We start from the raw sequence: 26,004 nt of genomic DNA on the forward strand, positions 1-26,004 counted from the left end.
AATGGGCCCCTCGGGGCCCGCTTGGCTATTAGTAACGTTCGCTGACGATGTCCTGGGTGAAGGACTTCTCGCAGTATTTGCACTTCATGCGCACCACACCCTTCACCTCGCGCACCCGGAAGTAGCTGTCCACCGGCTCGTTGTGGGAGATGCAGTTGGAGTTGGGGCAGTGGAACACCCCGGCGATGAACTCCGGCAGCTCCAGCTGGTGCTTCTTCACCACGGTGAAGTCTTCGATGATGTTGACGGTCGCCTTGGGGGCGAACAGCGCCAGCTGGTTCGCCTGCTGCTCGGTCAGCTGGGTGTTCTCGATCTTGATGAGATCCTTCTTGCCGAGCGCGCCGGATTTGAGGTTGAAACCGACTGTGATCCGCTCCTGGGTCTCGATCAGCTGGAACAGCTTGAGGATCTTGATGCCCTGGCCGGCGGGGACGTGGTCGATGACGGAGCCGTGACGGATGGCTTCGACTTGCAGTTGATTCTTCTCGGACATGATGTGTTCCCCTCGGCTCAGACAGTTTCGTTCAGTACCAGTGCCAGCAGTGCCTGGCGTGCATAGACCCCGTTTTCCGCCTGCTGGAAGTAGTAGGCGTGGGGGGTCTTGTCGACCGCTACCTCGATCTCGTCGACCCGGGGCAGGGGGTGCAGGATCTTCATGGTCGGCTTGGCGCCGGCCAGAGTGGCGACCTCCAGCACGAATTTGGCGGCCATGTGCTTGTATTCGGTCTCGTCGAAGCGCTCTTTCTGCACCCGGGTCATGTAGAGCACGTCGAGTTCCGGCATCACCTCTTCCATGGTCTCGTGCACGCTGAAGCGGATGCCCTTCTCTTCCAGCTCCTCGCACAGGTAGTCCGGCATCGCCAGCGCCTCGGGGGAGATGAAGAAGAAGCGGCAGTTGAACAGGCTCAGGGCCTGGGCCAGGGAGTGCACTGTGCGGCCGTATTTCAGGTCGCCGACGAAGGCGACGTTGAGGCCGTCCAGCTTGCCCTGGGTCTCGTGGATGGAGAAGAGGTCCAGCAGGGTCTGGGTAGGATGCTGGTTGGAGCCGTCACCGCCGTTGATGACAGGTACCCGGGAGAACTCGGAGGCGAGGCGGGCAGCCCCTTCCTTCGGGTGGCGCATCACCACCGCATCGCTGTAGGAGCCGATGATCTTGATGGAGTCCGCCAGGGTCTCCCCCTTCTTGGCGCTGGTGTTGCCGCCGTCGGCGAAGCCGATGATGTTGCCGCCAAGGCGCTGTACCGCGGTCTCGAACGAGAGGCGGGTGCGGGTAGAGGCCTCGAAGAAGCAGCTGGCGACCAGCTTGTCCTTCAGCAGGTGAGTATCGGGTTCGGCCTTCAACCGCTGTGCGGTGGCGACCACCAGTTCCATGTCGGACCGGGTCAGATCCGAGATGGAGATGACGTGTTTTTTATAGAGTGGATTGGTCATCGTCTGCATTCCCTTTGGCATCAATGAAGGTTTTTCGGGCACAAAAAAAAGCCCCTGAAACAGGGGCTCTTTTTAAAAACAATTGGGGATCTGTGGGTCGGGAACCGGAAACAACGGGGCCGCTCTGGTGCGTTCCACCCGTCTGCAAGGCTGTTTTTTTCATCAAAAACTGCATCGTCCTGTCCTGACCTTTTTCAAAACCGCAACGATTATAGAGTCGCTTTTTGAATTGTCAAAAATTTATTTTTCAGACACTTTTTGACAGGAAAAACGTTTAACTGTCGCGAACGGGACGGCAAACCCACAGCTGGTGCCTTTCCTGCAGCGCCAGCCCATCTTCGGCCATGCTGCGCAGATAACCGAGCCTGTGGTGTCCCTCCAGCAGACAATAGGGGCGGGGCAGGGGTTGGCCGTCCGGGTAGCAGTCACCTGGGCCTGGGGCCAGCACTATGATGGGCTCGGACCAGGTGCCCAGGGTCAGCATCTTCTCCCCGAGCCAGGAGCGGCGCACGTAGCGATTGTGGCGCAGCATCTCGCCCCAGCGCTCGATCACCTCCATATGGCGGGAGTCTATCTCGGTCAGGACCCGCGTCGTGGGCCACTCCTCGCGCTCGAACTGATGACTGGCGAGATCGATAAAGCTCCAGTTGGACTCAAAACCGCGCCAATGGCGATAAATCCACTGACTCAGCACGTTCTGGGGGATGAAGGGCACCAGGGGGGCGACCCGATCGAGGTAGTCTGGCAGGGACTCGGTTTTGCTCTCATCCCTGAAGTTGAGCGGTGCAAGTTGTTGAAGCAACCGGTAATTGAGCATGAGCAGCCTCCTCTTGCGTCACGCTGGCCTGTTACCACCCTACCCCCATTCCGGGCCGTTTCCTACCCAAACAAGGCTGAAAATACAGCAGGTTACCCCCTGCGGTTGCCAGAATTGAACGGATTTGCTCGTCATTTGTGCAATCGCATCGAAAGTGCGAAAAAAGCCTTTACCTTTGATCCCGGCTTTGTATAATTCGCCTCGTTTGTTGCAGGGGCGTAGTTCCAATTGGTAGAACAGCGGTCTCCAAAACCGATGGTTGCGGGTTCGAGTCCTGCCGCCCCTGCCATTTTTCAGAAAGGCCAGCTCATTGAGCTGGCCTTTCGCATTTCTGTCATCCGCGTTTTTCTGCCTTCCTCGGCCCGGCCGTTGCCGCCGAGTGTCCCTTTGGATCTGTATTCCCGTCTTATCCCTTGAGCCTCAACGGCTTGGCCCGGTTGCGCTTCGCTAGCCGCTCTTGCCGCTTTCTGCCCTGTCGTTTCTGGCAATCGTGCTGCCCGGCGCCCTGTGCTACACCACATGAGCTGCGCCTCACGTGGGCGCACAAGCAACCGGGCGTTCCGACCGGCAACGGGGAGCGCGAAGCGAGAGCGAGGAGATGAGTGATGAACAAGGCCGTTGAAACCCGATTGAACAAGTCCCGCCCCGGTGGCTGGGTGCCGCAGGATCAGGCCCACATCGAGCGCTGGGTCGTGCGGTTGCACAAATACGTGGCCCAGCAGCCACGCCCCCTGGTGCCGCCCATCGCCCAGTTGCAGGATCTGGTGAGATCGGATCCCCTGTTGCACGCCCAGGCCGATGCCATGTTCAAGGAGGCCTGGCGCCACGAGCACCTGACCCCCCTCGGCCAGGTCGAGGTGAAGAGCTTCGACGAGTTTCTGGTCCTGCTCAACGGCATCATGACCACGGCCCCCGAGGCCTATCAGGACGTGCAGAGCCACTCTCCCTCCGGCCTCATCGGCTTTCCCATCAACGCCCTGCTGGACTGGCCCATGGCGACCCGCTCCGGTTACCTGTTCTTCGCCAACGCCCTGATCAACCAGCAGTTCAAGAAGATCCTCGGCTACTGGGCGCTGTTCCTGCAAAGCCAGGCGTCGCGTTACGTGCTGACCGAGCCGGTCAGCCGGCTGGATCGGGAGACCCTGATCGTGCCCTGGCTCGGCGACGTCGCCCAGGCCGAGATGGTGCAGGTAGCCCGCGGCGCCCTGGGGGAGGGCAGCAACCCGACGCCGGCCAGCTTCGCGCAAATCTTCCAGTGCGATCCGGCGGACGCCCACTATGGCTTTGGCTGCTGGGATGACTTCTTCACCCGCACCTTCCGCCCCGGCGTGCGGCCCGTCTCGGCGCAGGGGGATGACGGCGTCATCGTCAGCGCCTGTGAGTCGGCACCCTTGCAGGTCAAGACGGGGGTGAGCCGCAGCGATCGCTTCTGGCTCAAGGGCCAGCCCTATTCATTGGACAACATGCTCGATTTTGACGAGACCAGCGCCCAGTTCGAGGGGGGCACCGTCTATCAGGCCTTCCTCAGCGCCCTGAGCTACCACCGCTGGCACAGCCCGGTGAGCGGCACCATCCGCAAGGTGAAGGTGGTCAACGGCACCTACTATCTGGAAAACCAGTACGAGGGCTTCCTCGATGCCGACGGCGCCGACCCCAGCGCACCCAACAACTCCCAGCCCTTCCTCACCTCGGTGGCGACCCGGGCGCTGATCTTCATCGAGGCGGACAACCCCAAGATAGGCCTGATGTGCGTGGTGCCCGTGGGCATGGCGGAGGTGTCGAGCTGCGACATCACGGTGAAGGCGGGGGACAGGGTGAAGAAGGGGGATCAGCTCGGCATGTTCCACTTCGGCGGCTCCACCCACTGCCTGTTGTTCCGCAAGGGGGTGGACCTGGCGTTCGACTTCCACGGTCAGAACCCAGGGCTGGATGCCACCAACCTGCGGGTCAACACGGCTCTGGCGCGGGTGAAGTAAGGCCTATCCGGTTCGACGAGGCCGCCTGCGGGCGGCCTTTTTATTGGCGCGACGCTGGCAAGCGCGTCCCTGGCGAGGCCTTGATCTCTTGGGGTGAATCGAATCACAAGGTGCCATGCCATAGTCTGAGCGAATGGTGTCGATACCTTGAACATAATTCACGTCCCCTGCGGCCCTCGCCATAATCGGGGGCCGGCCATCCCGGCCAGCCAACGCCAAGGAGATCTCATGTCCCCCCGCTTTACCGAGTGGCGCCAGCCCCTGCAACTGGGCGAGGTGCGGCTCGACATCGCCGCCATCGGCCGCACCGGCCACCGTGCCCCCGTCGTCTTCCTGCACGGGTTCGGCTCCAGCAAGGAGGATTACGCCGATCTGGTCCAGCATCCCGAGTTTGACGGTCGCCCCTTCCTGGCCTGGGATGCCCCCGGCTGTGGCGCCTCCACCCTGGATCGCCCAGAGCGCATCGATCTGCCGCTGCTGGTGATGACGGCGCGGCAGCTGATCGATCATCAGGGGTTCGAGCGCTTCCACCTGGTGGGCCACTCCATGGGCGGGCTGACCGCCCTGCTGCTGGCACACCTCTATCCGGAGCGCGTGCTCAGCTTCACCAGCATAGAGGGCAACCTGGCGCCGGAGGATTGCTTCCTAAGCCGTCAGGTATATGCCCATCCGGCGCAGAGTGACGAGGCCTTCTTTGCCGCCTTTATCGAGCGCACCCGCCACGGCCGCGACGTCTCGAGCACCTTCTATGCCGCGACCCTGCGCCACAGGGTGCGCACCGAGGCGGTGCGGCCCATCTTCCGCTCCATGGTCACCCACTCGGACGAGGGGGATCTGCTCGGCAAGTTTCTCGCCCTGCCTTGCCCGCAGCACTTCATGTACGGCGAGCAGAACCGTCATCTCTCCTATCTGGGGCAGCTGGCGCAGGCCGGGGTCAGGCTGACCGAGATCCCCCACTGCGGTCACTTCCCCATGTACTCCAATCCTGTGCTGATGTGGTGGGCCCTCGCCGAGTTCTTCGGGGAGAGCGAACGCTTCGCCGGTATCTGAACGACGGAATGACCTGGGTTGAGAGAGGCGGTCAGCCTTTTCACGCCTAGGTCATTTCCCTGATATATCAGCCTCTTGGGGATTGGCCCTGGTGGGATGTCGCAGAGGGGAGTGATGTTAAGCCGTCCCGGCGAGTCAATACGGGTCTGCCGCAAGCCAATGGGGGCTACGGCATTGGCCTTATTGGCTGAGGTGGCTAGCCGCGCAGCAGGATCAGGGCGAGCAGCCCGAAGCTGAGGGCGCTGATGCGGTTGATCCAGTGGCCGCCCCGTCCTTGCAGCCAGCGACGGGCCTTGCGGGCCGAGAGGATGTAGCCGCCGTGCACCAGGATCATCAGCAGGCAGAAGCTGGTGACCAGTAGCAGAAACTGCGGCAGATAGCTGCTCTCACGGTCGATAAACTGGGGCAGCACCGACAGGAAGAAGATCAGGGCATTGGGATTCGCAAATTGCAGCATGATCCCCTCCAAAAAGAGGTGTCGGCGTGGGGTCGGCGCCACCTCGCCCGCCAGATTGGGCACGGTACGCCACAGCTTCACGCCGAGCCAGGCCAGGTAGATCACGCCGCCATAGCGCACCCAGTCGAAGGCGGTGGGGGAGGCGGCGATGAGCACCCCTAGGCTGGTGGCGGAGAGAGTGGCGACCCCGAGTACCCCGCAGGTGAGGCCGGCCATGCCGATGAGGGCCGGTCCCAGCCCGTGATTGAGGGCATTGGTGAGGGATTTCAATACGCTGGGGCCCGGACTGAGAATGGTCAGGGCGGCCATGGCGAGGAACATGAGATAGAGGTGCACGTGGGATCCGAAACCTGAGAGGGGATGACGAGCATTGTTGTGACTCGCCGCTTATACGTAAAATCCGAAGAAAGTAACGACCCGATTCGAACAGGCTATCAACCATGATCAATTTCCGACTCGTCCGCCATCTCTGGCTGTTTCTGGCGGTGGCCGAGGAGCGCCATTTCGGCCGCGCCGCCCGCCGCCTCGGCATGACCCAGCCGCCCCTGACCGAGCAGATCAAGGTGCTGGAGCACGCCCTGCGGGTGAAGCTGTTCGATCGCACTCCCAAGGGAGTGCAGCTCACCCCGGCGGGGCAGGCGATCCTGCCCGCGGTGCGGCGGCTGGCGGATCAGCTAGAACACCTGGAGCTGGCGGTGCGGGAGGCGGCATCGGGTCAGGTGGGGCTGCTGACCATAGGGGCCATCACCTCGGCCATGCTGGACGAGCTGCCGGCGGTGATCGAGCGGCTCAAGCTGAGCCACCCCGGCGTCACCGTCTCGGTGCGGGAGATAGACAGCGCAGACGCCATCCCGGCGCTGGAGAGCGGCGAGCTGGATCTGGCCCTGGTGCGGCTGGCCGGGCGGGATGAGGGCAGCATACGAGTGCGACCCTTGAAGCAGGACAGGCTGGCGGTGGCCCTGCCCCTGGCTCATTCGCTGGCGGGGGAGGCGTCCGTGCCCCTGGCGGCCCTGGCGGAGGATCCCTTCGTCTTGTTCCCCCGTGCCCTCAACCCGACCTATTTCGATACCCTGATGGCCTGCTGCCACGAGGCGGGCTTCGCCCCCCGGGTGCTGCACGAGGCGCGCACAGTGGCGTCCCAGGTGGCCTTCGTCGGCTGTGGCCAAGGGGTGGCCCTGGTGCCCGAGACCCTGCACAAGAGTGCCCCCGCCAACGTGGTGATCCGCCCGCTGGCGGGAGAGGTGCAGGTGGTGACCACGGCGCTGGCCTGGCACGGGGAGCGCCCGCCCGCGCTGCTGGATCTGCTGCTGGCGGAGCTGGGAGGCGAGACCCGGCTCTGATGCCCTGCGCCGTATCGCCGGCTGACATCCTGCTAACCGAGGTGGGGCTGGCAGACAGGGATCTCGTCATTTTCGTGATCGGCAGCACGTCCTGCGGCTTTAAAGGCACAAACTGAGCGGAGCAACTAAAGTCCCGGCGCCGGAGCGCCGATAGCCTTGGGCAGTATGGGGACTCTCTTGGCCTCCAGTCACCACAAGGATCTGTAGTCATGACACTCTCGTTGCGCGGCAAGCTGCTGGCGACCAGCCTGGGGGTAGTGCTGCTGATGGCGGCCCTGCTCGGCGTGGTCGCCTTCCATACCCTCAAGTCCCGCACCCAGGAGGCCATCCAGAGCGAGGCCCTCAACTACGGCCACGCCTACTCGGTGGCCATCGGCAACTGGATGGAGGACAGGCGCCACGCGGTGGACGCCCTGGCTGCCGTGATCGCGGAGGATCCGGCGACGGCCCTGGTGCCCCATCTGCTGCAGACCCGCACCTCGGGCGGCTTCGGGCTCACCTACTTCGGTTCGACCGAGGGTGTGATGACCCGCCACGATCCCTCCCTCAACACCGCCAACTACGATCCCCGCCAGCGCCCCTGGTACCAGAACGCCATCAAGGCGGGCAAGCTGATCGTCACCGCCCCCTATGTCAGCGTGACCATGCAACAGCTGGTGGTGACCCTGGCGGAGCCTGTGTCCCATCAGGGCCAGGTGATCGGCACCGCCGGGGCGGATCTCTCCCTGGATGCCCTCATCGACGAGGTGCTGGCCATGAAGGTGCAGGGGGAGGGCTACGCCATGCTGCTGGACCGCTCCGGTCTCATCGTCGGGCACCCCCAGAAGGAGCTGGCCCTCAAGCAGGTGGCCGAGCTGGATCCCGGCCTGTCGGGAACGAGTCTGGACGGCTGGAGCCGGGATGGTGAGCTGCATGGCGCCACCATAGACGGGCGCGACGTGCTGCTGTCGGTGCAGGGGGTGCCCGGCACCGACTGGCTGTTGGCCATGGTGATGTACAAGGACGTGCTGGAGGCGCCGCTCGCCACCCTGTTGTGGCAGCTGGTGGGGCTGACCCTGGTGCTCTTGCTGGTGTTCGGCGCCCTGCTCATCGCCATGTTCAACTACCTGTTCGCCGATCTCGGCCGGGTGTCGAAGGCGCTGGCCAATATCGCCCACGGTGAGGGGGATCTGACGGTGCAGATAGATACCCGCAGCCAGGATGAGGTGGGTCAGCTGGCCCGAAGCTTCAACCAGTTCGTGGCCAGGCTGCACGGCATCGTCAGCCGGCTGCGGGATGCGACGGCCGAGCTGGCGGCCCAGTCCCGTGCCCAGGCCAGTGGCGCCGAGGCGCGCAGTCAGCGGGTGCGCCAGCAGCAGGACGAGATCGTCATGGTGGCGACGGCCGTGACCGAGATGGCCTCCGCCACCCAGGAGATCGCCGGCAACGCCGAGTTCGCCGCCACCACCTCGGGGGAGGCGGTACAACTCGCGGTGGCGGGTCAAACTCAGGTCAGCCAGAGCCAGCGCAGCATCACGGGCCTCGCCGATGAAGTCGCCGATGCCAGCCAGACCATCCATGAGCTCGACACCCATGCCCAGAAGATCAGCGGCATTTTGGCCACCATCAGCGGCATCGCCGAGCAGACCAATCTGCTGGCCCTGAACGCCGCCATCGAGGCGGCCCGGGCCGGGGAGCAGGGGCGCGGCTTTGCTGTGGTGGCGGACGAGGTGCGGGTGCTGTCGCGCCGCACCCACGACTCCACTGCCGAGATCCAGCAGATGATCGAGACACTGCAGCAGACCACCAGACGCGCCGTCAACGGCATGGAGACCAGCCGTCAACTGGCGAGCACCAGCGTGGAGGATGCCGAAGCCGCGAACCTGAGCCTAGGCCAGATCAACGAGGCCATCGGTGCCATCAGCGACATGGCGACCCAGATAGCGGCGGCGGCGGAGGAGCAGACCTCGGTCACCGGCGAGATCAGCCGTAACACCGAGAACATACGCCACGTCTCCCAGGAGCTGGCGGAGCAGGCGCGGGAGGAGGCCCATCAGGCGGCATCCCTCAAGGCCCTGACCGAGCGACTGGAGCAGGAGATAGGCCGCTTCAGGCTCTGATGACGGCGTAACAGAGATAAAAAAGGCGGCTCGGGCCGCCTTTATTCATTCCACGAATGGATGTGCTCAGCCCATGCACCAGATGAATGAAGTGTGCGTAATGGGGCCGATCAGTCCTGCGGGCGCCGTCAGAGCAGCTTGTTGTAGCTGTAGAAGTCGAGATCTCGGCGGTAGCCGTGCTGCTCGTAGAGCGCCTGGGCGCCCAGGTTGTCGGTGGCCGTGCTCAGCATCAGGAAGGCGGCGCCGGTGGCGCGGCCGTGGTCGTCGGCCCGGGCCAGCAGGGCCTGGGCGACCCCCTGCTTGCGGGCGCTTGGCGCCACGAACAGGTCATACAGCAGCCAGATGGGCTTGAGTTCGAGGGAGCAGAACAGGGGGTAGAGATGGGCGAAGCCCAGCAGCTCGCCGGCCTCGTTCTCGGCCAGGAACAGCACGGACTCCTGGCGGGCGCAGCGCTCTCGCAGGAAGGCCTCGGCCGCCACGGGCTCGGCAGGCACCTGGTAGAACTCGCGGTATTGCACGAACAGGGGGGCGGCGCGGGGAATGTCGTCGACCTTGGCTTGGAAAATCTTCACGGGTTTCTCCTCATGGGGCGGTGCAGGGGAAATGAAAAAGACCCGTCACCGCAGGGGATCGGGTCGCACCTTGGGCAGGGTAGCGGCCGGGGGGCACCCAAGCGAGGCGGCAATGGCCCTTTCTCCCCCTTGTTTGCGACACATCAATTCATCGGCGCCCGGGGTCCAGAAACTGACGCAGGGCGCCCGCCGCCTGCTCACCCATGCATGATGCTGAGTTGACCGTCCCGGAAGCGGGAGGCCTGATCCGTGGGGGTGCTGCCGAAGAAGCGCTTGTACTCCCGGCTGAACTGGGAGCCGCTCTCGTAGCCGACCCGTGCCGCCGCCGTGCCGGCCTTGATGCCGTCGTGCAGCATCATCATCCGCGCCTTGTGCAGCCGGAACGACTTGATGTACTGCAGCGGCGAGGTGGCGGTGACCGCCTTGAAGTGGTGATGGAAGGCCGACACGCTCATGTTCACCTCCCGCGCCAGCTCCTCCATGGTCAGGGTATCGGCGTAGCGCTGCTCGATGAGGCGCAGCACCCGGGCAATCTGCCCCATGTGGTTGTGGCGGTTGGCGAGCGCCTGCAGCGCCGGGCCGCCCCCCTCGTGCAGGGCGTAGAACAGCATCTCCCGCACCGTCTGCGGCCCCAGCACCCGGGCGTGCTGGGGCTTGTCCATCAGATCGATGAGCCGCTCGGCGGCGCAGAACATCTCCTCCGAGAGGGGCACCGAATGTACGCCACTCTTCTGGGGCGGTGGCGCGGGCAGGCTGTCCCCCAGCTCCAGCAGCAGCTCCTGCAGGGTGGCGACGTTGATCTCCAGGGTGAAGCCGATGAGCGGCTGCTCGGGGGAGGCGAAGCACTCGCACTCGCACGGCAGCGGCAGCGTCATCAGCAGGTAGTGGTTGGGATCGTAGCGAAACACCTGATCCGCCAGATAGCCCACCTTGTGCCCCTGCAGTATCACTATCATCCGCGGCTGATAGAGCACAGGGGTGCGGCCGTGGTACTCGGTGGTGTAGATGAGGCTGACTTGCTCCACCGGGGAGGCTGTGATGCCGGGCTCGCGCACGTGGCGGGTCAGCTTGGCGGCGAGTTCGGTGTAGCGGTTGGACATAGGTACTCCGGGTGAAATTCAATAATTTGTAGAAATAGGCAAGCAATGTGCAGAATGTTGCCTTGATGGTAGAGGTTGTCTGTAGAAAAATGCAACCAACATTTTGCGGCCAGGCCGCCCCGTCATCATGAAGGTAATAGCGATGCACAATTTCACTCTGCACACCCCGACCAAGGTGCTGTTCGGCAAGGGCCAGGTTGCCCAGTTGCGTGAACAGCTTCCCAGCGACGCCCGCATCCTGATCACCTATGGTGGCGGCAGCGTGGTGCGCAGCGGCCTGCTGGCCCAGATCAAACAGGATCTGGCAGGCATGAGCCTGTTCGAATTCGGCGGCATAGAGCCGAACCCCACCTACGAGACCCTGATGGGCGCCGTCGAGCTGGCCCGCGCCGAGAAGATAGACTTCCTGCTGGCGGTCGGTGGCGGTTCCGTGCTGGATGGCACCAAATTCATCGCCGCCGCCGCCCACTACGATCTGGCCAAGGATCCCTGGCACATCCTCGAGACCGTCGGCGGTGACGTGGCCTCCGCCATTCCCCTCGGCGCCGTGCTGACCCTGCCGGCCACCGGCTCCGAGATGAACATGGGCGCCGTCATCACCCGCAAGAGCAGCGGTGACAAGCAGCACTTCTTCTCCCCCTTCGTGATGCCGCGCTTCGCCGTGCTGGATCCCGTGCTCACCTACACCCTGCCGGCCCGTCAGGTCGCCAACGGGGTGGTGGATGCCTTCATCCACACCCTGGAGCAGTACCTCACCTACCCGGTCAACGCCAAGGTGCAGGATCGCTTCGCCGAAGGCCTGCTGCAGACCCTGGCCGAGGAAGGTCCCAAGGCGCTGGTGGAGCCGGAAAACTACGACGTGCGCGCCAACATCATGTGGAGCGCCACCATGGCCCTGAACGGCCTGATCGGTGCCGGCGTGCCCCAAGACTGGGCGACCCACATGCTGGGCCACGAGATCACCGCCCTGCACGGCCTTGACCATGCCCAGACCCTGGCGGTGGTGCTGCCGGCCCTGCTGCAGGCCAAGCGCGCCCAGAAACACGCCAAGCTGCTGCAATACGCGGAGCGGGTGTGGGACCTGCGCAGCGGCAGCGAGGAAGAGCGCATCGACGGCGCCATCGCCGCCACCCGCGACTTCTTCGAGCGGATGGGGATCAAGACCCGGCTGCGGGACTACGGCCTGGCCGATGCCAACATAGATACCCTGGTGGCCAAGCTGGCGGAGCACGGCATGACCAGCCTGGGCGAGCACGGCGACATCGACCTGGCCCAGAGCCGGCATATTTATGAAGCGGCCTGGTAAGGCGCTGCCACCGGGCACCACGCCTGGAAGGCGGTGAACGAGGGGGCTTGCGTCCGCCAAAGGGCGGGTGCAAGCCCCCCTTCTCGTTACAAAACGGTTACTTTTTTCCGCTTCGTCTCATCCCATGTGCCAACGGCAGATTTCGTAAGAACAAAAAACGCTAAGATAGAGGGCCGGCAAAACATTTTTTTTGACTGGTTGGATCACTTTTTTCAGCGCTTTTTGCTGGTATAAGTCGCTAATTTAGTTTGTTTTTTTTAATCATGGCCCTTAGTGGGCTGAAATCTGTACCGGTGTCGTCCGGGCTGCGGTTGTAATAAAACTCCAAAATTTGATACTAATCACCTTCGCGCCTGAAAAGCGGGGGCCTGACCATGACAGGAGGTTGAGGTAAAGCCTGCTGATTTTCATAACAAAGGGCCCGTGACCTGCACTTTGGTCATGCCTTGTCTGCTCAGACATGAGAGACTGGGCAATGATTGTTTATTAACCATCAGGGAATAGTCATGCAGATTGGAATACCGAGAGAGAGTCTCGCCGGTGAGACCCGGGTCGCAGCGACCCCGGCCACCGTCGAGCAGCTGAAAAAGCTCGGCTTCGAGGTCGCCATCGAGGCCGGTGCCGGCTTGCTGGCCAGCTTCGATGATGCCGCCTTCGAGGCTGCCGGTGCCAGCGTGGTGCCGAGCGTCTGGCAAGCCGACCTCATCTTCAAGGTCAATGCGCCGACCGACGCCGAGATCGCACAAATTAAGGATGGTGCCACCCTGGTGAGCTTCATCTGGCCTGCCCAGAACCCCGAGCTGGTCAAGAAGCTGTCCGAGCGCAATATCAATGTGATGGCGATGGACATGGTGCCGCGGATCTCCCGTGCTCAGTCCCTCGACGCCCTCTCCTCCATGGCCAACATAGGTGGCTACCGCGCCGTGGTCGAAGCCGCCCACCAGTTCGGTCGCTTCTTCACAGGTCAGATCACCGCCGCCGGCAAGGTTCCCCCTGCCAAGGTATTGGTGATCGGTGCCGGCGTGGCCGGCCTGGCTGCCATCGGTACTGCCGGTTCCCTCGGCGCCATCGTGCGTGCGTTTGACACCCGTCTGGAAGTGGCCGAGCAGATCGAATCCATGGGGGGGGAATTCCTCAAGCTGGACTTCGGCAGCGAAGACGGTGCCTCCAGCGATGGTTATGCCAAGGTCATGTCCGATGAGTTCATCAAGGCCGAGATGGAGCTGTTTGCCCAGCAGGCCAAGGAAGTGGACATCATCATCACTACCGCCCTGATCCCGGGCCGTCCCGCTCCCAAGCTGATCACCAAAGAAATGGTCGACAGCATGAAGCCGGGTTCGGTGATCGTGGATCTGGCGGCCGCCACCGGCGGCAACTGTGAATACACAGTGCCGACCGAGCTGTTCGTGACCCCGAATGGCGTCAAGGTGATCGGTTACACCGACCTGCCTGGCCGCCTGCCTGCCCAATCCTCCCAGCTCTACGGTACCAACCTGGTCAACCTGATGAAGCTGATGTGCAAGGAGAAGGACGGCAACGTTGCTATCGACTTCGAGGACGTGGTTCAGCGCAACATGACGGTGATCCAGGCCGGTGACGTGACTTTCCCGCCGCCCCCTATCGCCGTCTCTGCCGCGCCGCAAAAGCCGGCCGCCAAGGCTGCGCCGAAGAAGGCTGAAGAGAAGAAACCCTCCAACAAGAAGTTCGTCTGGGGTGCCCTCGGCATCGCGGCCTTCGGTTGGGTGGCTGCGGTGGCCCCTGCCGCCTTCCTCTCCCACTTCACCGTCTTCATCCTGGCCTGCGTGGTCGGTTACTACGTGGTGTGGAACGTCTCCCACTCCCTGCACACGCCGCTGATGTCGGTCACCAATGCCATCTCCGGCATTATCGTGGTCGGTGCCCTGCTGCAGATTGGGCAAGGGTCGACCCTGGTCACCGTATTGGCCTTTATTGCCGTGCTGATTGCCAGTATCAACATCTTCGGTGGCTTCACCGTTACTCAGCGCATGCTGAAGATGTTCCGTAAGGATTAAGGGGGTTTAACGTGTCTCAAGGACTGGTAACAGCATCCTATATCGTTGCCGCCGTGCTCTTCATCCTCAGTCTCGCGGGACTGTCGAAGCAAGAGACGGCCAAGCATGGCAACCTGTTCGGTATCGCGGGGATGGCCATCGCCCTGCTCGCGACCGTGTTCAACCCGGAAACCAGTGGTGTGCACTGGATCATCCTGGCCATGGTCATCGGCGGCGCCATCGGCGTGCGTCTGGCGCTCAAGGTCGAGATGACAGAGATGCCCGAGCTGGTGGCCGTGCTGCACAGCTTCGTGGGCATGGCGGCGGTGCTGGTGGGCTTCAACAGCTTCATCGATCTGCACCCGTCTGCGCCCGCCGAGGTGGTAGTCTCCGTCGGTTCCAACCTGGATGCGACCCTGGCCGCGGCCCGGGCGGCGTTCGAGCAGGCGGCCAGTGTCGCCCAGGTCGAGCACCTGTCCGGCGCCATGCTGAACATCCACCTGGTCGAGGTATTTTTAGGCGTCTTTATCGGTGCCGTGACCTTCACCGGCTCCATAGTGGCGTTCGGCAAACTGCGTGGCCTCATCTCCTCCAAGCCGCTGCAACTGCCCCATCGCCACAAGCTGAACCTGCTGGCCGTGCTGGTCTCCCTTGCGCTGATGATCCACTTCGTCAACGCCGGTGGCTCCACCTTCGCACTGCTGCTGATGACCCTGATCGCCTTCGCGTTTGGCTGGCATCTGGTCGCCTCCATCGGCGGCGCCGACATGCCGGTCGTGGTCTCCATGCTGAACTCCTACTCAGGTTGGGCGGCAGCGGCGGCGGGCTTCATGCTCTCCAACGACCTGCTGATCGTGGTGGGTGCCCTGGTGGGTTCCTCCGGTGCCATCCTGTCTTACATCATGTGTAAGGCGATGAACCGCTCCTTCATCTCCGTTATCGCCGGTGGCTTTGGCTCCGACGGTGTGGCCTCCACGGCTGACCAGGAGCTGGGCGAATACCGCGAGACCAACGCCGAAGACGTGGCCGACATGCTGAAAAATGCCAGCTCCGTCATCATCACCCCGGGCTACGGCATGGCGGTGGCGCAGGCTCAGTATCCGGTGGCCGAGATCACCCAGAAGCTGCGTGATCGCGGCGTCAAGGTGCGCTTCGGTATCCACCCTGTTGCCGGTCGTCTGCCGGGTCACATGAACGTGCTGCTGGCGGAAGCCAAGGTCCCGTACGATATCGTGCTGGAAATGGACGAGATCAACGACGACTTCAACGATACCGACGTGGTACTGGTGATCGGTGCGAATGACACCGTCAACCCGGCCGCGATGGAAGATCCGGGCAGCCCCATCGCCGGCATGCCGGTGCTGGAAGTGTGGAAGGCGCAGAACGTCATCGGCTTCAAGCGCTCCATGAACACTGGCTATGCCGGTGTCCAGAACCCGCTGTTCTTCAAGGAAAACACCCAGATGCTGTTTGGCGATGCCAAGGCCAGCGTCGAGGCGATCCTCAAGGCGCTGTAAGCGTTATCGGGAATGTAAAAAGGAGGCTTCGGCCTCCTTTTTTATTGCCCGGGATTCGGGCCGATCGGTAACGCCTTGATGGCAAACGCATTGCATCGGCTCGGCGGGGCAGGGGAGAGGGGATGGCACAGGGCGAGGCAGCCAGGCTGGCTGTGATCCGGATCGCAATCCGGTGACGTTGCCCCTGCTGGAAGGCATAATGACGACAAAAGGCGAACAGGTTCAATTTTATTTGATTCCGACGTCATTAAAATCAAATAAAGTTACATGGATGACGGCTGTCAGTCAGGCACCCCAGTCCTATCCACCGCAGCGGTGGATCCGACCATGAAATATGTGCCCAGCGGCATAGCGAACCAGAGACATCACAGATGAAAGCACAATGGACCGATTTCATAACCCTGCTCAAGCGTGAAGTGGTACCGGCCCTTGGCTGCACCGAACCCATGTCGGTCGCCCTGGCGGCGGCCAACTGCCGCAAGTTGCTGGGAGAAACCCCGACCCGCATCAGCGTCTGGGTCAGCGGCAACCTGTTCAAGAACGGCATGGGTGTCGGCGTGCCCGGCACCGGCATGATAGGCCTGCCGGTGGCCGCCGCCGTCGGCATCACGGGAGGCAACCCGGACGCTGGTCTCGAGGTGTTGAAGACCCTGACCCCGGCTCAGGTAGAGGCGGCCAAGGCGCTGTTGCCCGTCATCCAGGTGGACGTCAAGGATGTGCCGGACGTGCTCTACGCCGAGGTGCTGGCGGAGGTGGACGGCCACAGCGCCCGGGTGGTGATCTGCACCGATCACACCCGCATCGTGCTGCTGGAGAAGGATGGCGAGGTGCTGATGGAGCAGGCCAGCGCCCCCGGCGTGCAGATCCAGCCCGCCAAGTCCGACAAGCCCACCATGACTCTGCGGGAGATAGTCGACTTCGCGCTGCAGGTGCCGCTCGCTGACATCGACTTCATCCGCGAGGCGGCCAGCATGAACCAGGCGCTGGCGGACGAGGGTCTGCAGGGCTATGGCCTGCGCATCGGCAAGATCCTGACGGAACAGGTGGAGCGCAAGCTGCTGTCGGACGATCTGATGACGCTGGCCATGCGCCTCTCTTCAGCCGCGTCGGACGCGCGCATGGACGGCGCCATGCTGCCCGCCATGTCCAACTCCGGCTCCGGCAATCAGGGTATTGCCGCCACCATGCCGGTGGTCGCCGCCGCCCGCTTCCTCAAGGCGAGCGACGAGCAGCTGACCCGCGCCCTGGTGATGAGCCACCTGGTGGCCATCTACATCAAGGCCTACCAGAACAAGCTGTCGGCCCTGTGCGCCGCCAGTACCGCCGCCATGGGCTCGGGCGCCGCCATCACCTGGCTGCTGGGTGGCCAGTTCGAGCAGATCAGCCACTGCATCAACAACATGATTGGCGACGTTTCCGGTATCATCTGCGACGGTGCGGGCAGTGCCTGCTCCATGAAGGTCTCCACCTCCACCTCGGCGGCGGTCAAGTCCTCCCTGATGGCGATCAACAACCTGCATGTGCCCCAGAGCGAGGGCATCGTCTCCGACGACGTGGATCAGACCATCGCCAACCTGGGCCGCCTCTCCAAGCAGGGGATGCTGGATACCGACATCGAGATCATCAACATCATGCGGGCCAAGCAGCAAGGCAAGGCCAGCTGATGACGAGGGTGGCGCAGGCCACCCTCTGTTTTTACCGCTCTTGACGTCACCCCGGCCATACCGGGGGACGTGCCGCCACGACGCGGCCAGTTTCAGGACGCAGGCACATGAGGTGCTCGTCCTCTCACCTCGGGCCCGGCCCGGTCATTTTGGGGAATATCATGACACTTAGCGTTATCGGTAATCTGGCCATCCTGGTCATGTTGCTGCTGTTTCTCTATCGCCTGCAGCAAACCCACGTCAGCTTCACCCGCCGGGTTTTCTCCGGTCTGGGCCTGGGCATCCTGTTTGGCGGGGCACTGCAGCTGCTGTACGGCGTTGGCTCGGACGTGCTGCTCCAGACCAACGACTACCTGGACATTGTCGGCAGCGGCTATGTGAAGCTGCTGCAGATGATCATCATCCCGCTCATCATGGTCTCCATCATAGGGGCCATCTTGAAGCTCTCCGGCGGCACCGCCCTTGGCAAGATCAGCGCCATGACCATAGGGGTGCTGATCTTCACTACTATGCTCGCCGCCGGGGCTGGGATCCTGATGTCCAACCTGTTCGGCCTGACCGCCGAGGGGCTCACCGCCGGCGCCGCCGAGACCGCCCGTGGCGCGGCCCTGCAGACCAGCCTCGGCAGCGTCGAGAGCATGTCCTTCGCCAAAATGGTGCTGGAGTTCATCCCCGCCAACCCCTTCCTCGACATGACGGGGGCCCGCAAGACCTCCACCATAGCCGTGGTGATCTTCTCCATCTTCATCGGCCTGTCGGCCACCGGCATCGCCCGCAAGAAGCCGGAGATCTTCGCGAGCTTCGAGCACTTCATGCAGGTCGCCCATGCCATCGTGATGCGGATGGTGACCCTGGTGCTGCGCCTCACCCCTTACGGCGTGCTGGCACTGATGGCCAAGGTGGTGTCTGGCTCCAACTATGCGGACATCCTCAACCTGCTGAACTTCGTGCTGGCCTCCTACGGTGCCATCGCCATCATGTTCGCCGTGCACCTGCTGCTGGTGAGCCTGGTGGGCATCAACCCGCTGCGCTTCCTGAAGAAGATCATGCCGGTGCTGGCGTTCGCCTTCACTTCCCGTACCAGTGCGGGCTCCATCCCGATGAACGTGCAGACCCAGACCCGGGCCCTTGGCATTCCTGAGGGGATCGCGAACTTCGCCGCCTCCTTCGGCGCCACCATAGGCCAGAATGGCTGTGCCGGCATCTACCCGGCCATGCTGGCGGTGATGATAGCGCCGACCGTGGGGGTCAATCCCATGGATCCCGGCTTCATCATGACCCTCATCGCCATCATCACGGTCAGCTCGTTCGGGGTAGCCGGAGTGGGCGGCGGCGCCACCTTCGCGGCGCTGATCGTGCTGTCCGCCCTGGACTTCCCGGTGGCGCTGGCGGGCCTGCTCATCTCCATCGAGCCCCTCATCGACATGGGCCGCACCGCCCTCAACGTCTCCGGCTCCATTACCGCCGGCACCGTCACCAGCCGCTTGATGGGGCAGACCGACATGGCGGTATTCAACAGCGATGCCGAGGTCAGTCTGGACGGGGAAGAGTCCCTGGTCTGAGCCGCTTCCTGAGCCAGGCATTTGGAACAGAGAGATATCAAGGGGGGAGGCGAGGCCTCCCCCGTCGTTACAGGAGTCAAACAATGCGTATTGTGATCATAGGTGGCGAAGCCGCCGGCATGAGTGCGGCCGCCAAGGCCCGTCGTCTGGCCAGGGACGCCGAGATAGTGGTGTATGAGGCCTCCGAGGTGATCTCCTTCGGTGCCTGCGGCCTGCCCTACTTCGTCGGTGACGATTTTCAGGAGCCGGGCTTCATGGCCGAGTTCAGCGTGGAGCAGTTTGCCGCCAAGGGCATCGAGGTCAAGACAGGTCATCGCGTGACCGCGCTGGATGCCAAGGCTCAGACCCTGGTCGTCGAGCATAATGGCGATACCTTTAGCGACCACTACGATCGGCTGATGATCGCCACAGGTGCCCGTGAAGTCATGCCTCCCATCCCCGGCCTGCAGCAGGAAGGGGTGTTCGGCCTGCGCCGCATGGCCGACGGTCTGGCGCTCAAGGCGGCGGTGCAGGATACCAGTAAACGCAAGGCGGTGGTGATCGGCTCAGGTTTCATCGGGCTGGAGATGGTGGAGGCCCTGGTCCATCAGGGGAAAGAGGTGCGACTCATCGAGCTGGCAGAGCGGGTCATCCCGGATGCGTTTGACGAGGATATTACCCAGCATATCGAGACCGAACTGCGCGAACAGGGTGTCTCCCTGCATCTGGGCGAGCGAGTCGAGGCCCTGCTGGGGGAAGGACAGGTGAGCGGTGTGCGCACCAATCAGGGGGAGTACGAGGCCGATATCGTGGTGGTCTGCACCGGGGTCAGACCCAACACCGAGTTCCTGGCCGAGACCGGCATAGCGCGGTTGGCCAACGGCGCCATTGAGGTGGACAGGCAAGGCCGCAGCTCGCTGCCGAACGTCTGGTCGGCGGGGGATTGCGCCAGCGTCTGGCACAGCGTCAAGCAGCAGCAGGTCTATGTGCCCCTCGCCACCATAGCCAACAAGCTGGGTCGCATGGTGGGGGAGAACCTGGCGGGGGCCGAGCAGGCATTCCCGGGCACCCTAGGCTCGGCGGCGCTCAAGGTGTTGGGGCTGGAGGCGGGTCGCACTGGGCTGTCTGAGAAAGAGGCCCAGCAGATGGGTATCGACTATCGCACCGTCGTCATCAAGGACAAGTGTCATACCAACTACTGCCCCGGCCAGTCCGATATCCACGTCAAGCTGGTGTATGAGGCGGGTAGCAAGCGCCTGCTGGGCGGCCAGATCCTGGGCCGCAAGGGGGCGGTACACCGCATCGATGCCCTGGCGGTCGCCATCACCATGGGGGTCACTACCGAGCAGCTCGGCATGCTGGACTTTGCCTATGCGCCACCCTTCTCCCGCACCTGGGACGTGCTGAACGTGGCGGGCAATGTAGCCAAATAGGGTGGCCAAATAAGGTCGCCAGAGAGGCGAGGAGGAGTGACGGCGGTAGTACCGTCAAGCCTCCTTCCGTCTCATCTCAGGGAGGGAGAAGGGTGGCAGACAAGCGCGCCGAGTTGCTATCGAACCCATAAAAAACCGGAGCCAATGGCTCCGGTTTTTCATTGCAGAACAGTACGTTCTCAGCTGCGGCCGAGGCGATTGTCCGGGTAGTTCTTGGCCAGCACTTCGCGAGCATGACGTGCCAGGGTAGGCATCTTCAGGGTCTCGTAGGAGTTGACCATGATCTCCAGCGCCTTCTCCGTCTCGACCGTGTCGGGATAGGTCTCGACGATCAGCTTGGCGCGGTTGGCGGCGGCGATCAGGGCATCACGCTTGACGTAATACTCTGCCACGCTCAGATCGTAACGAGCCAGGCGGGTCTTCAGACCTATCATGCGGGCACGGGCATCGGCCGCATACTGGCTGTTCGGGTAGTTCTGCAGCAGGGTCTTGAAGTCCTGGAACGCCTGGCGGGCGTAGGAAGGATCCTTGTCGTCCCGGTTGATCCCCAGGAAGTCCTGGAAGAAGTTGTAATCCGCCGCCATGTTGGTCAGACCGCGCAGATAGAAGACGTAATCGATATTTTTATGCGCCGGATTGAGGCGAATAAAGCGGTCGATATTGGCGATGGCCTGGGCGGTATCGTCCTGCTTGTAGTAGGCGTAGATCAGGTCGAGCTGGACCTGGTTCGAGTAGGCACCGAAGGGATAACGGGAATCGAGCGCTTCCAGCAATTCGATGGCATTCAGGTAGTTACCTGTATCCAGCTTGAGACGGGCCTGTTGGTACAGAACTTCCGGCGGTTCGTCGGGAACCTTGGGTTTGGTGCTGGAACAACCAGTGATCAGGGTAGCGATCAAGGCGAGTGACATCAGCAGGTGAGACTTCTTTCCCATCAACAACATCCGGTCCATTTCCACGAAATTGGCAAAGTATCCGTTATGCTTGGCTAAAAGAAAAGCTAGAATACCCGGATTATTTCGAATTGATACCCCCGCTCAAGAGACCATACATGAGCCAGCATATTGAACTGACAGGCGAATTTCAGGATCACCAATTCGGGCAACGGCTCGACCAGGCCCTGGCCGAATTGTTTCCCGACTACTCCAGAACCCGCATCAAGGAGTGGATTTTACAGGACAGAGTGACCCTGGACGGTCAGGTTGCCAATACCCCGCGCGAGAAAGTGCTGGCCGGGCAACAGGTGCATGTAGATGTCGAGTTGGAAGATGACACCCGTTGGGATGCCCAGAACATCGAACTCAACATCGTCTATGAAGATGAACACATTCTGGTGATCGACAAGCCGGCCGGTCTGGTGGTTCACCCGGGTGCAGGCACGCCGGATGGCACCATCCTCAATGCCCTGCTGCACCGTTACCCCGGCATCGCCGAGGTGCCCCGTGCCGGTATAGTGCATCGTCTGGACAAGGACACCACCGGCTTGATGGTGGTGGCCAAGACTATTCCGGCCCAGACCCATCTGGTGGAAGCGCTGCAGGCGCGCCAGATCACCCGTGAGTACGAAGCCGTCGCCATCGGTCACATGACCGCGGGTGGTACCGTTGACGCCCCTATTGGCCGTCATCCGACCCAGCGTACCCACATGGCTGTGGTGCCCAATGGTCGTCCGTCCGTGACCCACTATCGGGTACACGAGAAGTTCCGTGGGCACACCCGTCTGCGGCTGCGCCTCGAGACCGGTCGTACCCACCAGATCCGGGTGCACATGTCTCACATCAAGCACCCGCTGGTAGGGGATCCCGCCTACGGTGGTCGTCTGCGCCTGCTGCGCAATGCGACCCCCGAGCTGACCCTGGCCCTGCGCAACTTCAACCGTCAGGCACTGCATGCCACCATGCTGAAGCTGGCTCACCCTATCACGGGGGAAGTCATGGAGTGGCACTCCGCCACCCCGCAGGACATGCTGGATCTGATGGAAGTGCTGCGCGCAGATACCCTGGCCAATCCGGACGATCTGGTCTGGAGCTGATAACAGCTGGCCTGCGTCGGTTTTTGCCGTAACCGGGCCCATATAAGATCCCAAACGGGGCTTCCTCTCTACTTGATGAGGAGCCCCGTTTTCATATGAATTGAGATAAGGAGTCGCAGATGAACTGGATCGAACCGGACTGGCCGGCCCCGGCCAAGGTACGGGCGCTGTCGACCACCCGGGATGGTGGCATCAGCGAGGGGGTCTTTCAGGGTCTGAACCTGGGTGCCCATGTGGGTGACGAGCCCACGAGGGTCGAGGCGAACCGGGCCCTGCTGCAACAGGCCGCACACATTCCAGGTCGGCTCAACTGGCTCAATCAGGTGCACGGCGTCGCCGTCCATCCCGTCAGCAATGACTACGGCGCGGCGCCGGATGCGGATGCCGCCTGTGCCCTGCAAGCCGGGCTGGCCTGTATCGTCATGACCGCCGATTGCCTGCCCGTGCTGTTCTGTGACAAGGCCGGTACCCGGGTGTCAGCCGCCCACGCCGGTTGGCGCGGTCTGCAAGCAGGGGTATTGGAGGCGATCATAGCGGCCATGGGCTGCGAGCCGAACGACATTCTCGCCTGGCTCGGCCCGGCCATAGGTCCCACCGCATTTGAGGTGGGGGGTGAGGTGCGCGATGCCTTTATGGCCGAGCAGGTCGAGGCCACCGCGGCCTTCGTGCCGTCGGCCAACGAGGGCAAGTGGCTGGCGGATATCTACCAGCTGGCCAGGTTGCGGCTGGCCCGCGCCGGCGTGACCGCCGTCTACGGTGGCGAGCACTGTACCTTCAGCGATCCCGAGCGTTTCTACTCCTATCGCCGTGACGGCCAAACCGGCCGCATGGCCTCCATCATCTGGCTGGCGGAATAAACCGCGAGGCGCTCGCCGATACCCAGGAGAGCCTTGCCCGGCGCCGCCCTGTGATGCAGGGCGGCGCTCTTTTGGCACCGCTATTGAGGGAAAAATAAACAGCCACCCCTTGAAATTCCATTCCAAGACCGCATCTTCCTTGTCAGAAAGTTCTGTTGTTGCCGCCTGTGCGGCGTCTGTCTGAAGAGGGGGAGTGCAATGCGCCTCGATCGCCTGACCAGCAAATTCCAAGTCGCTATTTCCGACGCCCAGTCATTGGCACTGGGTCGTGATCATCAATTTATCGAACCTGTCCATCTGATGACCGCCCTGGTCAACCAGGATGGTGGCTCCATTCGCCCGCTGTTGACCCTGACCGGGCTGGATATCAACGCCCTGCGCTCGCGCCTGGGTGAAGAGCTCGATCGCCTGCCCCGCGTCAGCGGTGTCGAGGGGGACGTGCAGCTCTCCAATGGCCTCGGCCGCCTGCTGAACGTCTGTGACAAGCTGGCCCAGCAGCGCAAGGATCAGTTCATCTCATCCGAACTGTTCGTGCTGGCTGCCCTCGACGAGAAGGGCACGCTCGGTGAGCTGCTGCGCGCCCAGGGGTTGACCAAGGAAAAACTCGAAGCCGCCATCGACAAGGTGCGTGGTGGCAAGAAGGTGGATGACGCCAACGCCGAGGAGAATCGCCAGGCGCTGGAGAAATACACAATCGATCTCACCGAACGGGCCGAGCTCGGCAAGCTCGACCCCGTCATCGGCCGTGATGAAGAGATCCGCCGCACCATCCAGGTGCTGCAGCGTCGTACCAAGAACAACCCTGTGCTGATCGGTGCCCCCGGTGTGGGCAAGACCGCCATTGTCGAGGGGCTGGCCCAGCGCATCATCAACGGCGAGGTGCCGGAGGGGCTCAAGAACAAGCGGGTGCTGTCCCTCGATATGGGGGCCCTGGTGGCCGGTGCCAAGTATCGCGGCGAGTTCGAGGAGCGCCTCAAGGCGGTCCTGAACGATCTCGCCAAGGAGGAGGGCAGCGTCATCCTGTTCGTGGATGAGCTGCATACTATGGTCGGCGCCGGCAAGGGCGAGGGGGCCATGGATGCTGGCAACATGCTCAAGCCCGCCCTGGCGCGCGGTGAGCTGCACTGCGTCGGTGCCACGACGTTGGACGAGTATCGTCAGTACGTGGAAAAAGATGCCGCCCTGGAGCGCCGCTTCCAGAAGGTGCTGGTGGAGGAGCCCTCGGTGGAGGACACCATCGCCATACTGCGTGGCCTGAAAGAACGCTACGAGCTGCACCACCACGTGCAGATCACGGATCCGGCCATAGTCGCGGCGGCCCAGCTGTCTCATCGTTACATCGCCGATCGCCAGCTGCCGGACAAGGCCATCGATCTCATCGACGAGGCGGCGGCCAGCATCCGGCTGCAGATCGACTCCAAACCGGAGTCACTGGACAGGCTGGAGCGGCGTATCATCCAGCTGAAACTGGAGCAGCAGGCACTGATGAAGGAAGACGACGACGCCAGTCGCAAGCGTCTGGATCTGCTCAACCAGGAGCTCGGCGAAAAAGAGCGGGAATACAACGAGCTGGAAGAGGTGTGGAAGGCCGAGAAGGCTGCCCTTGCCGGCACCCAGCACATCAAGGCCGCGCTGGAGCAGGCTCGTCAGGATCTGGAAGTGGCGCGCCGGGCAGGGGATCTCGCCCGCATGTCCGAGCTGCAGTACGGCCGCATCCCTGAGCTGGAGAAACAACTGGATCTCGCCACTCAGGCCGAGATGCAGGAGACCAGTCTGCTGCGCAACCGGGTCACCGATGTGGAGATCGCGGACGTGCTGGCGCGCTGGACCGGTATCCCGGTGTCGCGGATGCTGGAAGGGGAGCGGGACAAGCTGCTGCGGATGGAAGATCAGCTGCACAGCCGGGTGATCGGTCAGGAAGAGGCGGTGGACGCCGTCTCCAACGCCATTCGCCGCTCCCGCGCCGGGCTGTCGGATCCGAACCGCCCCATCGGCTCCTTCCTGTTCCTCGGTCCGACCGGGGTGGGCAAGACAGAGCTGTGCAAGGCGCTGGCGGAGTTCCTGTTCGATACCCAGGACGCCATGGTGCGCATCGACATGTCCGAGTTCATGGAGAAGCACAGCGTGGCCCGTCTGGTGGGGGCGCCTCCGGGATACGTGGGTTATGAAGAGGGCGGTTATCTGACCGAGGCGGTACGCCGTCGCCCCTACTCGGTGATCCTGCTGGACGAGGTGGAAAAAGCCCACCCGGATGTGTTCAACATCCTGCTGCAGGTGCTGGACGACGGTCGCCTGACCGATGGTCAGGGCCGCACCGTGGACTTCCGTAATACGGTGGTCATCATGACCTCCAACCTCGGCTCGGATCTCATCCAGGAGCACTATGCCGAGAAGGACTATGAGGAGATGAAGTCCCTGCTGATGGAGTTGCTGACTCGCAGCTTCCGTCCGGAGTTCATCAACCGGATCGACGAGACTGTGGTGTTCCATCCGCTTGGCGAGGATCACATCAAGTCCATCGCCCGCATCCAGCTCAAGAGCCTGATGGGGCGTCTGGAGTCCCAGGGCTTCGAGGTGGAGGTGAGCGAGGATCTGCTGACCAAGCTGGTGCACGCCGGTTTCGATCCCGTCTACGGGGCGCGTCCCCTCAAGCGGGCGATCCAGCAGAAGGTGGAGAACCCGCTGGCCCAGGCCCTGCTCAGTGGTCGGGTCATTCCCGGCAAGAAGCTGCTGCTGGGAGCCGACAGCAATGGGCTCACCATGAGTCAGCCATAAGGGTGTTATCGATGAAAACGCAGGC

20 protein-coding genes and 1 tRNA gene are annotated in these 26,004 nt (G+C 62.8%); 14 read left to right on the forward strand and 7 right to left on the reverse strand.

The genetic code is table 11. The features are described from left to right. Nucleotides 1–28: 28 nt before the first annotated feature. The 3 genes from pyrI to CUC44_RS10975 form a co-directional block, all read right to left on the reverse strand. Nucleotides 29–493 (reverse strand): aspartate carbamoyltransferase regulatory subunit, encoded by a 465-nt coding sequence (gene pyrI / locus CUC44_RS10965; protein ID WP_100859994.1) that lies wholly within the window; start codon nucleotides 491–493, stop codon nucleotides 29–31. Nucleotides 494–510: 17 nt separating this feature from the next. Beyond that, nucleotides 511–1,431 (reverse strand): aspartate carbamoyltransferase, encoded by a 921-nt coding sequence (gene pyrB / locus CUC44_RS10970; protein ID WP_167388873.1) that lies wholly within the window; start codon nucleotides 1,429–1,431, stop codon nucleotides 511–513. 274 nt (nucleotides 1,432–1,705) lie between these two features. Then, nucleotides 1,706–2,248 (reverse strand): hypothetical protein, encoded by a 543-nt coding sequence (locus CUC44_RS10975; RefSeq protein WP_100859996.1) that lies wholly within the window; start codon nucleotides 2,246–2,248, stop codon nucleotides 1,706–1,708. Nucleotides 2,249–2,460: 212 nt separating this feature from the next. Here CUC44_RS10975 and CUC44_RS10980 point away from each other — a divergent pair. The 3 genes from CUC44_RS10980 (at nucleotide 2,461) to CUC44_RS10990 (ending at nucleotide 5,274) form a co-directional block, all read left to right on the forward strand. Next, nucleotides 2,461–2,537 (forward strand) — tRNA-Trp (locus tag CUC44_RS10980). A gap of 316 nt (nucleotides 2,538–2,853) precedes the next feature. Next, a complete protein-coding gene (locus CUC44_RS10985; protein ID WP_100859997.1) occupies nucleotides 2,854–4,224 on the forward strand; it encodes a phosphatidylserine decarboxylase family protein in 1,371 nt (456 codons plus the stop codon). Nucleotides 4,225–4,452: 228 nt separating this feature from the next. Beyond that, the gene (locus CUC44_RS10990) at nucleotides 4,453–5,274 is read left to right on the forward strand and encodes an alpha/beta fold hydrolase (protein WP_100859998.1); all 822 of its coding nucleotides are present in this window, start codon (nucleotides 4,453–4,455) and stop codon (nucleotides 5,272–5,274) included. Nucleotides 5,275–5,470: 196 nt separating this feature from the next. Here the strand turns inward: CUC44_RS10990 and CUC44_RS10995 are convergent, their stop codons facing one another. Continuing rightward, the gene (locus CUC44_RS10995; RefSeq protein ID WP_100859999.1) at nucleotides 5,471–6,067 is read right to left on the reverse strand and encodes a LysE family translocator; all 597 of its coding nucleotides are present in this window, start codon (nucleotides 6,065–6,067) and stop codon (nucleotides 5,471–5,473) included. 104 nt (nucleotides 6,068–6,171) lie between these two features. Between CUC44_RS10995 and CUC44_RS11000 the strand changes: the two genes are divergently transcribed. Together CUC44_RS11000 and CUC44_RS11005 are read left to right on the forward strand one after the other, a co-directional pair. Continuing rightward, nucleotides 6,172–7,071: a LysR substrate-binding domain-containing protein gene (locus CUC44_RS11000; RefSeq protein WP_100860000.1), complete on the forward strand. Its 900-nt coding sequence runs from the start codon at nucleotides 6,172–6,174 to the stop codon at nucleotides 7,069–7,071. Between the two features lie 209 nt (nucleotides 7,072–7,280). After that, nucleotides 7,281–9,170: a methyl-accepting chemotaxis protein gene (locus CUC44_RS11005; protein ID WP_100860001.1), complete on the forward strand. Its 1,890-nt coding sequence runs from the start codon at nucleotides 7,281–7,283 to the stop codon at nucleotides 9,168–9,170. Nucleotides 9,171–9,298: 128 nt separating this feature from the next. Here the strand turns inward: CUC44_RS11005 and CUC44_RS11010 are convergent, their stop codons facing one another. Both CUC44_RS11010 and CUC44_RS11015 read right to left on the reverse strand, forming a co-directional pair. Then, the gene (locus CUC44_RS11010; protein WP_100860002.1) at nucleotides 9,299–9,742 is read right to left on the reverse strand and encodes a GNAT family N-acetyltransferase; all 444 of its coding nucleotides are present in this window, start codon (nucleotides 9,740–9,742) and stop codon (nucleotides 9,299–9,301) included. Between the two features lie 197 nt (nucleotides 9,743–9,939). Next, the gene (locus CUC44_RS11015) at nucleotides 9,940–10,842 is read right to left on the reverse strand and encodes an AraC family transcriptional regulator (protein WP_050719314.1); all 903 of its coding nucleotides are present in this window, start codon (nucleotides 10,840–10,842) and stop codon (nucleotides 9,940–9,942) included. Between the two features lie 142 nt (nucleotides 10,843–10,984). Between CUC44_RS11015 and yqhD the strand changes: the two genes are divergently transcribed. The 6 genes from yqhD (at nucleotide 10,985) to CUC44_RS11045 (ending at nucleotide 20,315) form a co-directional block, all read left to right on the forward strand. Continuing rightward, entirely contained in the window at nucleotides 10,985–12,148 is a 1,164-nt protein-coding gene (gene yqhD, locus CUC44_RS11020; protein ID WP_167388874.1) for an alcohol dehydrogenase, read from the forward strand. Between the two features lie 506 nt (nucleotides 12,149–12,654). Further along, the gene (locus CUC44_RS11025; RefSeq protein WP_100860004.1) at nucleotides 12,655–14,181 is read left to right on the forward strand and encodes a Re/Si-specific NAD(P)(+) transhydrogenase subunit alpha; all 1,527 of its coding nucleotides are present in this window, start codon (nucleotides 12,655–12,657) and stop codon (nucleotides 14,179–14,181) included. A gap of 11 nt (nucleotides 14,182–14,192) precedes the next feature. Then, nucleotides 14,193–15,677 (forward strand): Re/Si-specific NAD(P)(+) transhydrogenase subunit beta, encoded by a 1,485-nt coding sequence (gene pntB, locus CUC44_RS11030; RefSeq protein WP_100860005.1) that lies wholly within the window; start codon nucleotides 14,193–14,195, stop codon nucleotides 15,675–15,677. Nucleotides 15,678–16,048: 371 nt separating this feature from the next. Further along, nucleotides 16,049–17,341, forward strand: coding sequence for an L-cysteine desulfidase family protein (locus tag CUC44_RS11035; RefSeq protein WP_100860006.1), 1,293 nt, complete (start codon nucleotides 16,049–16,051; stop codon nucleotides 17,339–17,341). A 161-nt stretch (nucleotides 17,342–17,502) separates the two neighbouring features. Next, entirely contained in the window at nucleotides 17,503–18,903 is a 1,401-nt protein-coding gene (locus tag CUC44_RS11040) for an L-cystine transporter (protein ID WP_100860007.1), read from the forward strand. Nucleotides 18,904–18,986: 83 nt separating this feature from the next. Beyond that, a complete protein-coding gene (locus tag CUC44_RS11045; RefSeq protein ID WP_100860008.1) occupies nucleotides 18,987–20,315 on the forward strand; it encodes a CoA-disulfide reductase in 1,329 nt (442 codons plus the stop codon). A 179-nt stretch (nucleotides 20,316–20,494) separates the two neighbouring features. Here CUC44_RS11045 and CUC44_RS11050 read toward each other — a convergent pair whose 3' ends face one another. Continuing rightward, entirely contained in the window at nucleotides 20,495–21,250 is a 756-nt protein-coding gene (locus tag CUC44_RS11050) for an outer membrane protein assembly factor BamD (protein ID WP_208621058.1), read from the reverse strand. Nucleotides 21,251–21,366: 116 nt separating this feature from the next. On the opposite strand from CUC44_RS11050, the gene rluD reads away from it, so the two are divergent. From rluD to clpB, 3 genes are all read left to right on the forward strand, one after another. After that, nucleotides 21,367–22,347 (forward strand): 23S rRNA pseudouridine(1911/1915/1917) synthase RluD, encoded by a 981-nt coding sequence (gene rluD, locus CUC44_RS11055; protein ID WP_100860010.1) that lies wholly within the window; start codon nucleotides 21,367–21,369, stop codon nucleotides 22,345–22,347. A gap of 119 nt (nucleotides 22,348–22,466) precedes the next feature. Further along, complete coding sequence (gene pgeF, locus CUC44_RS11060; protein WP_100860011.1) at nucleotides 22,467–23,204, forward strand: peptidoglycan editing factor PgeF; 738 nt, start codon at nucleotides 22,467–22,469, stop codon at nucleotides 23,202–23,204. A 198-nt stretch (nucleotides 23,205–23,402) separates the two neighbouring features. Continuing rightward, a complete protein-coding gene (gene clpB, locus CUC44_RS11065) occupies nucleotides 23,403–25,979 on the forward strand; it encodes an ATP-dependent chaperone ClpB (protein ID WP_100860012.1) in 2,577 nt (858 codons plus the stop codon). The last annotated feature ends 25 nt before the right edge of the window (nucleotides 25,980–26,004 follow it).

Origin of the sequence: Aeromonas lusitana (assembly GCF_002812985.1) — a bacterium.
In the GTDB taxonomy this organism is placed as follows: domain Bacteria; phylum Pseudomonadota; class Gammaproteobacteria; order Enterobacterales; family Aeromonadaceae; genus Aeromonas; species Aeromonas lusitana.

Bases quoted from the DNA above. Each gene is read 5' to 3' on its own strand.
- CUC44_RS11000 (WP_100860000.1), top strand. From the start codon at position 6,172: ATGATCAATTTCCGACTCGTCCGCCATCTCTGGCTGTTTCTGGCGGTG.
- CUC44_RS11040 (WP_100860007.1), top strand. From the start codon at position 17,503: ATGACACTTAGCGTTATCGGTAATCTGGCCATCCTGGTCATGTTGCTG.
- clpB (WP_100860012.1), top strand. From the start codon at position 23,403: ATGCGCCTCGATCGCCTGACCAGCAAATTCCAAGTCGCTATTTCCGAC.
- CUC44_RS11015 (WP_050719314.1), bottom strand. From the start codon at position 10,842: ATGTCCAACCGCTACACCGAACTCGCCGCCAAGCTGACCCGCCACGTG.
- CUC44_RS11005 (WP_100860001.1), top strand. From the start codon at position 7,281: ATGACACTCTCGTTGCGCGGCAAGCTGCTGGCGACCAGCCTGGGGGTA.
- CUC44_RS11045 (WP_100860008.1), top strand. From the start codon at position 18,987: ATGCGTATTGTGATCATAGGTGGCGAAGCCGCCGGCATGAGTGCGGCC.
- pgeF (WP_100860011.1), top strand. From the start codon at position 22,467: ATGAACTGGATCGAACCGGACTGGCCGGCCCCGGCCAAGGTACGGGCG.
- CUC44_RS10990 (WP_100859998.1), top strand. From the start codon at position 4,453: ATGTCCCCCCGCTTTACCGAGTGGCGCCAGCCCCTGCAACTGGGCGAG.
- pyrI (WP_100859994.1), bottom strand. From the start codon at position 493: ATGTCCGAGAAGAATCAACTGCAAGTCGAAGCCATCCGTCACGGCTCC.
- CUC44_RS11035 (WP_100860006.1), top strand. From the start codon at position 16,049: ATGAAAGCACAATGGACCGATTTCATAACCCTGCTCAAGCGTGAAGTG.
- yqhD (WP_167388874.1), top strand. From the start codon at position 10,985: ATGCACAATTTCACTCTGCACACCCCGACCAAGGTGCTGTTCGGCAAG.
- pyrB (WP_167388873.1), bottom strand. From the start codon at position 1,431: ATGACCAATCCACTCTATAAAAAACACGTCATCTCCATCTCGGATCTG.
- CUC44_RS10975 (WP_100859996.1), bottom strand. From the start codon at position 2,248: ATGCTCAATTACCGGTTGCTTCAACAACTTGCACCGCTCAACTTCAGG.
- rluD (WP_100860010.1), top strand. From the start codon at position 21,367: ATGAGCCAGCATATTGAACTGACAGGCGAATTTCAGGATCACCAATTC.
- CUC44_RS10985 (WP_100859997.1), top strand. From the start codon at position 2,854: ATGAACAAGGCCGTTGAAACCCGATTGAACAAGTCCCGCCCCGGTGGC.
- CUC44_RS11025 (WP_100860004.1), top strand. From the start codon at position 12,655: ATGCAGATTGGAATACCGAGAGAGAGTCTCGCCGGTGAGACCCGGGTC.
- CUC44_RS11050 (WP_208621058.1), bottom strand. From the start codon at position 21,250: ATGGGAAAGAAGTCTCACCTGCTGATGTCACTCGCCTTGATCGCTACC.